Annotated in this window: 11 protein-coding genes; 5 read left to right on the forward strand and 6 right to left on the reverse strand. The window is 71.2% G+C overall.

Annotated elements, in window-relative coordinates; translation table 11 throughout:
- Positions 1 to 506: 506 nt before the first annotated feature.
- The 3 genes from ASF78_RS18090 to ASF78_RS18100 all read right to left on the reverse strand — a co-directional run bounded on the left by ASF78_RS18090 (position 507) and on the right by ASF78_RS18100 (position 3065).
- Positions 507 to 1511 carry an inorganic phosphate transporter gene (locus ASF78_RS18090; protein WP_056592856.1) on the reverse strand — a complete coding sequence of 335 codons (1005 nt, stop codon included), beginning with the start codon at positions 1509 to 1511 and terminating at the stop codon, positions 507 to 509.
- A gap of 5 nt (positions 1512 to 1516) precedes the next feature.
- Positions 1517 to 2137 (reverse strand): DUF47 domain-containing protein, encoded by a 621-nt coding sequence (locus tag ASF78_RS18095; protein WP_055911795.1) that lies wholly within the window; start codon positions 2135 to 2137, stop codon positions 1517 to 1519.
- Positions 2138 to 2465: 328 nt separating this feature from the next.
- The gene (locus ASF78_RS18100) at positions 2466 to 3065 is read right to left on the reverse strand and encodes a hypothetical protein (protein ID WP_056592858.1); all 600 of its coding nucleotides are present in this window, start codon (positions 3063 to 3065) and stop codon (positions 2466 to 2468) included.
- A gap of 173 nt (positions 3066 to 3238) precedes the next feature.
- Between ASF78_RS18100 and ASF78_RS18105 the strand changes: the two genes are divergently transcribed.
- From ASF78_RS18105 to ASF78_RS18115, 3 genes are all read left to right on the forward strand, one after another.
- Positions 3239 to 4726: a sugar porter family MFS transporter gene (locus tag ASF78_RS18105; protein WP_056592860.1), complete on the forward strand. Its 1488-nt coding sequence runs from the start codon at positions 3239 to 3241 to the stop codon at positions 4724 to 4726.
- A 143-nt stretch (positions 4727 to 4869) separates the two neighbouring features.
- Positions 4870 to 5343 (forward strand): MarR family winged helix-turn-helix transcriptional regulator, encoded by a 474-nt coding sequence (locus tag ASF78_RS18110; RefSeq protein ID WP_056592862.1) that lies wholly within the window; start codon positions 4870 to 4872, stop codon positions 5341 to 5343.
- 41 nt (positions 5344 to 5384) lie between these two features.
- Positions 5385 to 7043 (forward strand): MDR family MFS transporter, encoded by a 1659-nt coding sequence (locus ASF78_RS18115; protein WP_235518693.1) that lies wholly within the window; start codon positions 5385 to 5387, stop codon positions 7041 to 7043.
- Positions 7044 to 7115: 72 nt separating this feature from the next.
- Here ASF78_RS18115 and ASF78_RS18120 read toward each other — a convergent pair whose 3' ends face one another.
- The 3 genes from ASF78_RS18120 to msrB form a co-directional block, all read right to left on the reverse strand.
- Positions 7116 to 7565 carry a MarR family winged helix-turn-helix transcriptional regulator gene (locus ASF78_RS18120; RefSeq protein WP_056593967.1) on the reverse strand — a complete coding sequence of 150 codons (450 nt, stop codon included), beginning with the start codon at positions 7563 to 7565 and terminating at the stop codon, positions 7116 to 7118.
- Positions 7566 to 7675: 110 nt separating this feature from the next.
- Complete coding sequence (locus tag ASF78_RS18125; RefSeq protein WP_056592865.1) at positions 7676 to 8455, reverse strand: NERD domain-containing protein; 780 nt, start codon at positions 8453 to 8455, stop codon at positions 7676 to 7678.
- Positions 8456 to 8566: 111 nt separating this feature from the next.
- Positions 8567 to 8971 (reverse strand): peptide-methionine (R)-S-oxide reductase MsrB, encoded by a 405-nt coding sequence (gene msrB, locus ASF78_RS18130; protein WP_056592868.1) that lies wholly within the window; start codon positions 8969 to 8971, stop codon positions 8567 to 8569.
- 175 nt (positions 8972 to 9146) lie between these two features.
- Between msrB and ASF78_RS18135 the strand changes: the two genes are divergently transcribed.
- Entirely contained in the window at positions 9147 to 11267 is a 2121-nt protein-coding gene (locus ASF78_RS18135) for a bifunctional diguanylate cyclase/phosphodiesterase (RefSeq protein WP_235518696.1), read from the forward strand.
- Positions 11268 to 11339: 72 nt separating this feature from the next.
- The gene (locus ASF78_RS18140) at positions 11340 to 12029 is read left to right on the forward strand and encodes a TasA family protein (RefSeq protein ID WP_056592871.1); all 690 of its coding nucleotides are present in this window, start codon (positions 11340 to 11342) and stop codon (positions 12027 to 12029) included.
- Position 12030: the final 1 nt, after the last annotated feature.

Raw genomic sequence — 12030 nt, forward strand, 5'->3', positions numbered from 1 at the left:
CGTCCCGGTCGACGCCGTCACGGTCGCACCACCGTCCCGGTCGACGCCGTCACGGTCGCACCACCGGCACCACCGGTCGTGCCACCGTTCTGCGTCGCAAAACCGGTCACCCCACCGGTCGCCGCCTGCGCGCCGGTCGACGCTGCGGCCAGTCCGATCGTTGTCGCGAGGGCCACCGTGGCCCCGATCGCAACCAGTCGTGCCGTGACTGCTCGTCTCATCACTTGCCTCGCCTTCGAGAGAAGAGTGCGGGAGTGCGCGTGCGCAGCGAGCGGTCCCTCGAAGCTCAGGGGAGGGGCCTCGGTGCGCATGGGCGCCGCGTGCTCCAGGTCGGCCCGCACCCGACGTCGCGTGCTGGTTCCACCATGTGAGCAACCGGTTTCCCGAGGGTAGGATTGCGCTTTCCTGCGCACAAGGGGCCAGAGAGCCGGACGGAGCCTGCGAAAGGTTTAGCCGTGCACGTCGCCCACCAGCGGCCCGGGGAGACGACACCCGGGCGTCGCCGGTCAGGTCAGGATGGGGTTGAGGATCCAGTAGACGCAGGCCGCCACGAGGGCGGCCATCGGGATGGTCAGCACCCACGCGGCACCGATGTTCTTGGCGACGCCCCAGCGGACCGCGGACAGCCGCTTGGTGGCGCCGACGCCCATGATCGCCGAGGTGATCGTGTGCGTGGTCGAGATGGGCGCGTGCAGCCAGTAGGCGCTGGCGTAGAGGACGGACGCGGCGACGGACTCGGCGACGAAGCCGCGTGCGGGGTCGAGCTCGATGATCTTGCGACCGAGGGTGCGCATGATCCGCCAGCCACCGGCGTAGGTGCCGAGCGAGATCGCGCCGGCCGCGGACAGCTTGACCCACAGCGGGATGGCGTCACCCTGCGTGTAGAAACCCCCCGCGACGAGGGCGAGCATGATCACGCCCATGGTCTTCTGCGCGTCCTGCAGTCCGTGCCCGAGAGCCATCGCGGCGGCGGACGCGGTCTGCGCGAGCCGGAACCGGCGCATGGTGCGGGCCGGCGCGGAGTTCCGCACCAGCCAGAGCACCCCGACCATCAGCCCGAACGCCAGGGAGAAGCCGACGAGCGGCGAGAAGATCATCGGGATGACGACCTTGTCGAGGATCGCGTCCCAGTGCACGGTGACACCGGACGCGATGCCGACGCCGGTCAGCCCACCGATGAGGGCGTGCGTGGAGGACGACGGGAGCCCGAGCCACCACGTGATGAGGTTCCACGTGATCGCACCGATCAGCCCGGAGAGCACGATGATCAGCGCCTCCTCGGAGCTGACGCTGCCGATGCTGATGATGTCCTCGGCGATGGTCGTCGCCACCTGGGTGCCGAGCAGTGCGCCGACGAGGTTGAAGACCGCCGCCATGATCAGCGCGACCCTGGGCGTCAGCGCGCGCGTCGAGACCGAGGTCGCGATCGCGTTCGCCGCATCGTGGAATCCGTTGGTGTAGTCGAAGCCGAGCGCGAACGCGACGACGACGACGACGAGCGCCAGTTCCACCGGGCTCAGGACTCCTTGAGCGCGATGGTCTCGACGGTGTTCGCCACCTTCTCGAACGCGTCGGCGGCGTCCTCGAGCTTCTCGACGATCTCCTTGACCTTCATCAGCTGGATCGGGTCGGTGACCTCGTCGAACAGCTGGGCCAGGAGCTTGCGGTGGATCTTGTCGGCCTGGTTCTCCAGGCGGTTGACCTCGACCCAGTACTCGGACAGCGAGTCCATCGAGCGCAGCCGGGGCATGGCCTCGGCGGTGAGCTCGGCAGCGCGCTGGAGCACCTGGACCTGGTCGGAGACGCGCGCCGGCAGGGCGTCGACCTTGTACAGGACGATGAGGTCCGCGGCCTCCTCCATGAAGTCCATGCAGTCGTCGAGGCTCGAGGCCAGCGTGTAGATGTCGTCCCGGTCGAACGGGGTGACGAACGTCTGGTTCAGCCGACGCATGATCGAGTGCGTCGCGTCGTCCGCCTCGTGCTCGGCGTCGGCGATGCGCTTGCCGATCTCCTTGCGGGTGGAGCGGTCGGCCCCGAGCATCTCGCCCAGCAGGTTCGCGCCGGTGACGAGATGGATCGCCTGAGCGGCGAAGAGGTCGAAGAACGTGGTGTCGCGCGGGGTGAGGCGCAGGCGCACAGCGGGCTCCGGAGGAGGGGGAGGAAGGGCGGGGATCAGGCTAGGTCACGGTGGCTCGGATGCCTAACGCACGACGACGCGCGCATGGACACATGGTGACAGCCGGACGACGTCCGTGGGTACCTGCTCGTGGGGGCGACGCCGGACCGCGGAGCGCCTCTCGGCGCGAGGCCGCTCGAAGCGGCTTGAGATGGAGCCCGGGGCTACCGCGGCCCGACGTCGCCGCTCATCGTACGCCCGACCACCCGTCCGGGCGGGGTGATCACTCCCCCGCGGCCCGGCTATCCGGCCCGGACCTGCGCGTTCACCCGTGCGGACGTGGGCGACGTCACTCCAGCCGGTCCGCCCGCCACAGCGACGCGGCGTGCTCGAGCTCCTCCGCGGTGCGCACCAGGGACGCGGCGCCGCGGGTCAGCCGCTGGGCGGCCGACGGGTCGACGTCGTCCAGGTGGTCGGCGTCGAAGGCCGCACCCGTCGCCAGGACCCTGCTGAACGCCGCCGCGCGCTCCAGGGCGACGTCGAGCTCACCCGTGTAGACCCCGGACAGCACCGCGTCGGCGACCGCGAGGACGTCGGCCGGTCCGGGGGCGTCGGCCACACCGGCGACGACGTCGTGCACGGGTGCGGCCGCGACGCCGAGGCGGTACCGGTCCGCCACCGTCGCGGGGTCCCGCCGTACCCACTCGCGCAGCACGTACAGCCGCCAGAGCGCGCCCGGGAGGCTGTCGGCCTGGCTCTCGGACCACAGGGCGGCGACGACGTCGAGACCTTCGCGCTCGACGAGCGAGACCAGCCGGGCGACGACCTCGGGGTCGGTGTTGGCACGACCCTGGTGCACGAGCGCCGCCGCGGTCGTGTGCGCCGCCTCGTTGCGCAGGGCCGGGTCGTAGCCGCCGGGAAGCTCCTCGGCCTGTGCGGGGTCGAGCATGGCGGGACGCCGAGGGCGCTTCGCTCCACCTGTGCCGTCCATCGGACGATCTTGCCTCGCTCGTCGGCCTGCGGCTACCAGGCACGCCTCCGACGTGCGCACTCACCCGGTCAGGGCCAGGGTGGGGATCATCGCCCCGGGAGCGGCTCGGGCGGCTCACGGAGGTGCAGACCATGTCCGACGCGTCAGGGTCGCCGCAGGGGGCGACGGGAGGGGCTGCAATTCCGCCGCACCCCTACAAGAACAAGGCCATCGGCCTGGCGGTCGCGGCCGCCGTCGGTGGGTTCCTGTTCGGGTTCGACAGCTCGGTCATCAACGGTGCGGTCGACGCGATCGAGGGCGAGTTCGAGATCGACCCCGCGGTCACCGGCCTCGTCGTCGCCATCGCCCTGCTGGGCTGCGCGTTCGGCGCGTGGCTGGGCGGCAAGCTCGCCGACCGCTGGGGCCGGACCCGGGTGATGTTCCTCGGCGCGGTCCTGTTCTTCGTCTCCTCGATCCTGTCCGGTATCGCGTTCGGGGTCTGGGACCTGGTCCTGTGGCGCGTCATGGCCGGTATCGGCATCGGCATCGCGTCGGTCATCGCGCCGGCGTACATCGCCGAGATCGCCCCGGCGGCGATGCGCGGCCGGCTGGGTTCGCTCCAGCAGCTCGCGATCACGCTCGGTATCTTCGCGGCCCTGCTCTCCGACCAGCTGCTCGCCACGTCGGCGGGCGGGGCGTCCGAGGACCTGTGGCTGGGCCTCGAGGCATGGCGCTGGATGTTCATCGTCGCGGTGATCCCGGCCGCGGTGTACGGCATCCTCGCCCTGCGGATCCCCGAGTCGCCGCGCTACCTCATCGCCACCGGAAAGCGCGAGGAGGCCAAGAAGGTGCTGGCCACGACGCTCCCCGAGGGTGACGACGTCGAGGCGCACATCGTCCAGATCGAGCACACCATCGAGACGGACAAGAAGCTCGAGTCCCAGGCCAGCCTGAAGGGTCCGCGGTTCGGGCTGCTGCCCGTGGTGTGGATCGGCATCCTGCTGTCGGTGTTCCAGCAGTTCGTCGGCATCAACGTGATCTTCTACTACTCGACGACGCTGTGGCAGGCGGTCGGGTTCGAGGAGAGCCAGTCGTTCATGATCTCCACGATCACGTCGGTCACCAACGTGCTCGTGACGTTCATCGCCATCGCGCTCATCGACAAGGTCGGCCGCCGACCGCTCCTGCTCACCGGTTCGTTCGGCATGGCGGTGACGCTCGGCCTCATGGCGCTGGCTTTCACGCAGTCGACGGGCACGGGCGACGACCTGACGCTGGACGGCCCGTGGGCCGTCATCGCCCTGGTCGCGGCCAACCTGTTCGTGGTCTTCTTCGGCGCGACCTGGGGTCCGCTCGTCTGGGTCCTGCTGGGTGAGATGTTCCCCAACCGCATCCGCGCGGCCGCCCTCGGCGTCGCGGCCGCCGCGCAGTGGGTCGCGAACTTCCTCATCACCGTGTCGTTCCCGCCGATGCTCGATGCGTTCGGGGCATCGATCCCGTACCTCATGTACGCGATCTTCGCGACGCTGTCCTTCTTCTTCACGCTCTGGAAGGTGCCCGAGACCAAGGGCATCGAGCTGGAGGACATGGAGGGCGTCAAGGTCGACCGGACCCGTCGGGGGAGCTCCTCCCCCGCCTGACCAGACCACCGCACGCGGCCGGACCACTCCACGGGTCCGGCCGCGTCGCTGTGTGGTCGCTGTGTGACGGAATACTCACGACCATCAGTTGCTTGAAGCAAGTGTTGAACTTATGGTTGCTACGAGCAACAAAGAGGAGTGCCATGCCGTCCGTCCCGCCCGAGGCCCCGCCGCAGCTGCTGCTGCGGTCCGTCGAGGCCTTCAGCCGCGCGCTGCGCGAGTCGTCGCTCGGGGTCGCCCGCGAGGTCGGCTGCTCCAAGGGCGCGTTCGCGATCGTCCGGATCCTCGAGCGTCGCGGCACCCTGCAGGTGAGCGACCTCGCGCACATCCTCCGCGTCGACATCTCGGTGGCCAGCCGCCAGGTCAGCCAGCTCGTCGACGACGGCCTCGTCGAGCGCGCGGTCGACCACGGCGACCGTCGCGTCCGCACCGTCCGCCTCTCCCCCGCCGGCCGCTCGCTGGCCGTCGAGATCGCCGCCGTCCTGGAGCGGCGCGCCCACGAGGTGTTCGCCGACTGGTCCCCGCAGGAGCTGCTCGACGCCCGCGCGACCCTCGACCGGCTGACCGCCACGATCGCCGACCTCGCCCCCGCCGAGGCCGTCCTCACCCCCGCCTGAACCTCCCCAGCCAGCACCGCCGTCACCACGAGAGCGAGACCATGTCCAGCACCACCACGCCAGAACCCACCAGCACGGCGGAGAGCACGCCGACCCCGAAGATGACCCACCGCGAGGTCCTCGAGGCCCTGTCCGGCATCCTGCTCGGGATGTTCGTCTCGATCCTCGCGACGAGCGTCGTGTCCTCGTCGCTGCCGCGGATCATCTCCGACCTCGACGGCACGCAGTCGGCGTTCACGTGGGTGGTCACCGCCACCCTGCTCACCACGACGATCTCCACGCCGATCTGGGGCAAGCTGGCCGACCTCGTCGACCGCAAGCTGCTCATCCAGCTCGCGCTGGCCATCTCCGTCATCTCGTCGGCCCTGGCCGGGCTCTCCCACGACACCGGCATGCTCATCGGCATGCGCGCCCTGCAGGGCATCGGCGCCGGTGGCCTCACCGCGCTCGGCACGGTCCTCATCGCGGACATCATCAGCCCCCGCGAGCGCGGCCGGTACATGGGCCTCATGGGCGCCGTGATGGGCATCGGCATGGTCGGCGGCCCGCTGCTCGGCGGCGTCATCACCGACAGCGCCGGCTGGCGCTGGAACTTCTTCCTCGGCCTGCCGTTCGCGCTGGCTGCGATCATCGTGCTCCAGCGCACGCTGCACCTGCCCGCACGCACGGCCCGCAAGGTCACGATCGACTACGCCGGCGCGACGCTCCTGTCCGTCAGCATCGCGACGCTGCTGCTCTGGATCACGTTCGCGGGCACGTCGTTCGACTGGGCCTCGTGGCAGACCGCCGCGATGGTCGGCGTCTCCCTGCTGACGCTCGCCGCCGCGATCTGGGTCGAGTCGCGCGCGAGCGAGCCGATCATCCCGCTGCACCTCTTCCGGAACCGCACCCTGGTGCTGTCCGTCGTCGCCAGCATCGCCGTGGGTGTCGCCCTGTTCGGCACGTCGGTCTTCCTCAGCCAGTACATGCAGCTGGCGCGCGGCAAGACCCCCACCCAGTCCGGTCTGCTGACCATCCCGATGATCGTCGGCCTCCTGCTCTCGTCGACGGTCTCCGGCCAGATCATCAGCCGCACCGGGAAGTACAAGAAGTTCATGGTCGCCGGCGCCGTCCTGCTCACCACGGGCCTCGGCCTCATGGGCACCATCCACTTCGACACGTCGTTCACGCTGGTGTCCCTCTACCTCGTGATCATCGGCGCGGGCGTCGGGATGCTCATGCAGAACCTCGTGCTCGCCGTGCAGAACACCCTGGACGTCCGCGAGATCGGCTCGGGGACGTCGACCGTGGCGTTCTTCCGGACGCTCGGCGGCGCGCTCGGTGTGTCCGCGCTCGGCGTCGTCCTCTCCCACCGGGTCACCGACCTCATGGCCCGCGGCCTCGTCGCCCTCGGCATCGACCCGTCCGCGATGGGCTCCGCCGGGGCGATCCCGGACCTGTCCACGCTCCCGGAGAACGTGCGGATCGTCGTCGAGCAGTCGTTCGGCAACGCCATCGCCGACCTGTTCCTCGTCGCCGCGCCGGTCGCGCTCATCTCGCTGGTCGCGGTCCTGTTCCTCAAGGAGGTGCCCCTGGGCACCCGCTCGGGCATCGAGCAGCTGCTGGAGCAGGAGGGCGAGGCTCCGACGGCCGGCCAGGTCGACGTGGACGCCGAGCTCGACGCGCTCGACGCGGAGCAGAAGGCGGCCGCGCGCAGCTGATCCGACCGCACCCCGCAACAGCGCCGCCCGGCCCCTCCGACCGGGCGGCGCTGTTGTGCTGGGGGCCGGGTCTCAGTGCGCCCGGCGGGCCGCCGCGAGGTCCTCGTTCAGACGGCCCAGCTGCGTCGCGAGCGCCTCGATGTCCGACGCGGCCCACGCGTCCAGCGCCTGGCGCAGGAACGCGCGCCGCGCCTGCTGAGCTGTCTCGAAGCGACGCAGGCCCTCGTCGGTGAGCTCGAGGAGCTGGCCCCGGTAGTCGTCGGGGTCGGGGCGACGCGACACGAGCCCGAGGGTGCCGAGCCGGGCGAGCTGCCGGGACATCGTGCCCCGCCCGACCCCGATCGTCAGGGCCAGGTCGCTCGCCCGCACGCCCGGGGACGCCGCGATGAGCGCGAGGAGCGAGTAGGCGGCGGGCTCGAGGTCGGGGTGCACGTCCCGAGAGATCGAGGCGGAGGAAGCCTGGGCACGCCGCAGGAGGAGGCCGAGCTCGCGCTCGAGCTGGCGGAACTGTTCGTCGACCACGGTCACATCCTGACGGGACCCCTACCGAAACCGCCGCATCGCCACCCGAGCAGAGGGAAGCGTTTCAGCAGATCACCGCAAGGATCGGGTGTCAACACCCAGTGTGCGGCTCAGCGCGACCAGGTCGCGCGCTGGCGGGCGACGTGCGCGATCGCCATGACCCGGGCGGGGTCGAGCCGGACCGGCATGGCGCGGAACACGGTCTGCACGTCCTGGCGGGCGATGGCGAACGCGTCGTGCTGCGGCTGGACCGTGCGCACCTCGAGATCGCCGTGCACGACGACGACACCGCGCACCGTGATCGCCGCGCACGCCGCGGCGAGCAGGGCGCCCTGCACCCGGGTGGCCTCGAGGCGCGCATCCCGCAGGTAGGACATGGACCGCCCGTCGACGGCGATGGTGCGGCCCTCGACGACGACGCGCTGGCCGGGGTGCCGCCGCTCGGCGAGCGTGAAGATCCCGGCCGGACCGATGAGGAGGTGCTCGACCATGCTGCCCTGCCGGCCGAGCGGGACGTCGTGGACGACCTGCCAGCCCTCGTCGCCCATCCGCTCGAGCCGCGTCCGCACGGAGCTGCCGCGCTCGCCGCGGATCGCCGCGAGGTCGATCGAGTCCCAGTCGTCCCCGCCGAGCCACGCCTGCAGGGCCGACTCGTCCACGGGGTCGAGGGCCGCGCTGGGGTTCGGCAGCGACATCGCCAGCTCGGCGACGTCCGCGCGCAGGTACGCCTGCGCGGCGCGACGCAGGCCGGCCTCGTGCAGCGGGTCGTCGACGACGACCTCACCGGACTGCAGGTCGACCGAGCCGACCCGGGCACCGCTCTCCTGCGTGACATAGAGACGGTCGGCGCCGTAGCGCCTCCACCGTCGCACCGTCAGGACATCTTCCACGTGTGCATTATCGGCATCCGCGGGGCCGGACTTCACACGTGTCGACCATCTGGACGTCACACGTCCGGGGTGTCCTTCTCGGCGCGCCGACGGACACCCCGGAAGGGTGGACTAGGAACCCGCCGGCTCGAACGTCAGGCTCACCGAGTTCATGCAGAACCGGTCGCCGGTGGGGGTCTGCGGCGCGTCGTCGAAGACGTGCCCGAGGTGCGACCCGCACCTCGCGCAGCGCACCTCCGTGCGGACCATGCCGAGGCTGCGGTCGGAGATCAGCTCGACGCGGTCGCCGGCCAGGGGTGAGAAGAAGCTGGGCCAGCCGCAGTGCGAGTCGAACTTGGTGTCGGACCGGAACAGCTCGTTGCTGCACGCCCGACAGCGGTAGACACCCTCTCTCTTCTCGTCGAGCAGCTCGCCGGTCCACGCCCGCTCGGTCCCGGCGCGGCGGAGCACCGCGAACTCCTGCGGCTCCAGCTCCAGGGCCCACTGCTCGTCGGTCTTGGACACCTCGTACGTCATCGGATCCTCCTGGGATGGGTGGGGCGTCGGGTGTAACCGTGGCCGGCCCGCAGAAGTTCCTGACCCGCGAACGCAACGCGCTGACCTGGCCTGTCGTCGCGCGGCACATCTTCCGCATACTCTCGCCTGAGCGCGGCCCTCCCGAGCCGCGCTCGCCCCAGCTCGTGAGGTCCACGTGCCAAGAGCCGTCCGCCGCCGCTGGCCGCTGACGCGGTCGTTCGCGGTCATCAGCAGCGTCGCCATGGGCGTGCTCGGGTGCGCGCTGGTGTGGGTCACGTGGAGCGTGATGAGCCAGCAGTCGGTGCGCGACGGGATCGCGACCGCGGAGACCGTCACGACCTACGCCGCGGCGACCGTGCCGACCGACTCCTTCGTGCTCCCGGACAACCTCGACCAGGCCCAGAAGGACGCCGTCGAGGTGGCGACCTCCGGGTTCGGCGAGCGGCTCGTGGAGCTGCGGCTCTGGTCGCTCGACGGCTCCCTCATCTACAGCTCGGCGGAGAAGACGGAGACCGGGTTCCCCGACGGCGACCGGCTCGACCTCGTCACGACGGGCGGTGAGCCGAGCGCGCGCGTGATCACGGACGTGCGCGGCGCCGACGCCGGGGACGGCGGCGGCACGGAGCTGCAGGTCCTGGACGTCTACGTGCCCGTGCAGGCCGACGTCGTGGCCGACCCCGACCCGGCTCGCGAGGGCACGGTGATCGGCGCCGCCGAGGTGATGCTCGACCACACCGCCGCGGGCGCCGCGCTGTCCGAGGCGGTCCGCACCCTGGCCCTCGTCGTGGCGATCGGCCTGCTCGCGCTGTGGATGGTGCTGTTCCGGACGGTGTGGACGGCGTCCCGCCGGCTGCAGGCCACAGCCCTGGAGAACGCCCGCCTCGCGCTCCTCGACTCGCTCACGGGCCTGCCCAACCGGCGCATGCTCGCGGAGCGGATGCGCCGCACGATCCTCGAGGCGGAGGAGACCGGCTCGCGCGTGGGGCTCATGCTCCTGGACATCGACCGGTTCAAGGACATCAACGACTCGCTCGGACACGACCGTGGCGACGAGCTGCTGGAGCAGGTCGCGGAGCGGCTGCGCGGCGCGCTGCGGGACGACGACGTCGTCGCCCGGCTCGGTGGCGACGAGTTCGCGATCCTGCTGCCCGACGTCCGCTCCGTCGCGAACGCCGAACGGCTGGCCCGGCGCGTGCGCGGGCTGTTCGTCCCGCCGTTCATGCTCGGTGAGCTGCCCCTGCACGTCGACACGTCCGTCGGCGTCGCGTGCCTGCCCGACCACGCGACGGACCCGTCGTCGCTCATGCGGACCGCGGACGTCGCGATGTACGCGGCCAAGCACCACCGCACCGGCGTCTCGGTCTACTCCGCGGACGAGGACGACTCGTCGCCCGCGCGCCTCGTGCTGCTCGGCGACCTGCACCGCGCGCTGACCCCCGCGCCGGGCGCCCCACGCGAGCTGCGCATGCACTACCAGCCGAAGATCGAGCTGGCGACGGGCCGGACCGTGGGCCTCGAGGCGTTGATGCGCTGGGTGCACCCGACGCGCGGGGTGCTGCCGCCCACGACGTTCATCCCGCTGGCCGAGCAGTCGGGGCTCATCCACGACGTCACGCGGTACGCGCTGACCGAGTGCGTGACGCAGCTCGCCGCCTGGCGCGCCGAGGGCCGCGCGACGCCCGTCGCGGTCAACCTGTCCGCGCACGACGTCACCACCGTGGCCGTCGTGGACCTCATCGAGTCGCTGCTGGAGGAGCACACCGTGCCGGCGGACCTGCTCGAGGTCGAGATCACGGAGACCGCCCTCGTCGCGGACCCGTCCCGGGTGGTGCCTGTCCTGGAGCGGCTCGGTGCGCTGGGGATCCGCGTGGCCATCGACGACTTCGGGATCGGGAACACGTCGATCTCCCAGCTGCGGGACCTGCCGGTGGACGAGCTGAAGATCGACCGGCTGTTCGTCTCGGACCTCGGGGTGGACGGCCGCGAGGGGTCCGAGGTCGTCGTGCAGGCCATGGTCGACCTCGCCCACTCCTTCGACCTGCGGGTGGTCGCCGAGGGCGTCGAGGACGAGCCCACCGCCCTCATCCTGCGTCGGCTCGGCGTCGACCAGGCGCAGGGCTTCCTGTACTCGCAGGCCGTGCCTGCCGACGACCTGCGGCTCGCCCCGTCGGTGCCGCGGCCGCGCCGGGACCGGGGAGGTGCCCGAGGTGGCGTCGCGGTCGCCCCGACGCGTCCGGCCACGACACGCCACCAGCGTCCGCCGAGGTCACCTGGCACGGGTGACACGAACGGGTGAGTATCGTGCGTTCGGCTCAAGTCGGGCGCACGGATGCCGATAACACTCTTTTCACCTAAGGGGGGTTCCCACATGATGGACGACCTGCTGCAAGAGATGATCGACCCGGCGCCGGTGCACCACGACGCACCGCGGCGACGGCGACTCTGGACGACGGTGGCGATCGTCGGCCTGGCGGCGGTCGGTGCCACGACGCTGACGACGTCGGCCATCTTCACCGACAACGACGCGCAGTCCGCCACCATCGAGAGCGGCACGGTCGACCTGGAGATCGGCGACGCGGTGCCGTTCGCGTTCTCGCCGCAGAACCTCGCACCCGGGGACTCGACGTTCACGCCGCTGCAGGTCCAGAGCAACGGCTCCCTCCAGCTGCGGTACGCGATCTCGTACTTCGCGACGCCGACGACGAACCCCGAGGACGACCCCGTCCTCGACCCGCCGGCCACCCCTGGCGACCTCCGCGACATCCTGGCGCTCACGGTGTACCCGGTCACGTCCGAGAACGCCTGCTCGGCGGCCGGCGTCGCCGCCGTCACCCCGATCAACAACCCGGGCGTCGGCGAGGACTGGCCGGGCGCAGCCACGCCGCTGGTGGGCGTCCCGACCATGGGGCCTGACACGGGTGACCGCAGCCTGCCCGCCGGTGCGAGCGAGTGGCTCTGCTTCCAGGTCGACTTCCCCATCGCGGCCGACAACGCGTACCAGGACTCCGCGGTGGAGCTCGACCTGATCTTCAACGCCGAGCAGACTGCCAACAACTGAG

Source organism: Cellulomonas sp. Leaf334 (genome assembly GCF_001424195.1).
Taxonomy (GTDB): domain Bacteria; phylum Actinomycetota; class Actinomycetes; order Actinomycetales; family Cellulomonadaceae; genus Cellulomonas.

Coding starts and splice junctions, on each gene's coding strand:
- ASF78_RS18100 (WP_056592858.1), bottom strand. CDS start 3,065: ATGCTCGACCCCGCACAGGCCGAGGAGCTTCCCGGCGGCTACGACCCG.
- ASF78_RS18105 (WP_056592860.1), top strand. CDS start 3,239: ATGTCCGACGCGTCAGGGTCGCCGCAGGGGGCGACGGGAGGGGCTGCA.
- ASF78_RS18110 (WP_056592862.1), top strand. CDS start 4,870: ATGCCGTCCGTCCCGCCCGAGGCCCCGCCGCAGCTGCTGCTGCGGTCC.
- ASF78_RS18115 (WP_235518693.1), top strand. CDS start 5,385: ATGTCCAGCACCACCACGCCAGAACCCACCAGCACGGCGGAGAGCACG.
- msrB (WP_056592868.1), bottom strand. CDS start 8,971: ATGACGTACGAGGTGTCCAAGACCGACGAGCAGTGGGCCCTGGAGCTG.
- ASF78_RS18140 (WP_056592871.1), top strand. CDS start 11,340: ATGATGGACGACCTGCTGCAAGAGATGATCGACCCGGCGCCGGTGCAC.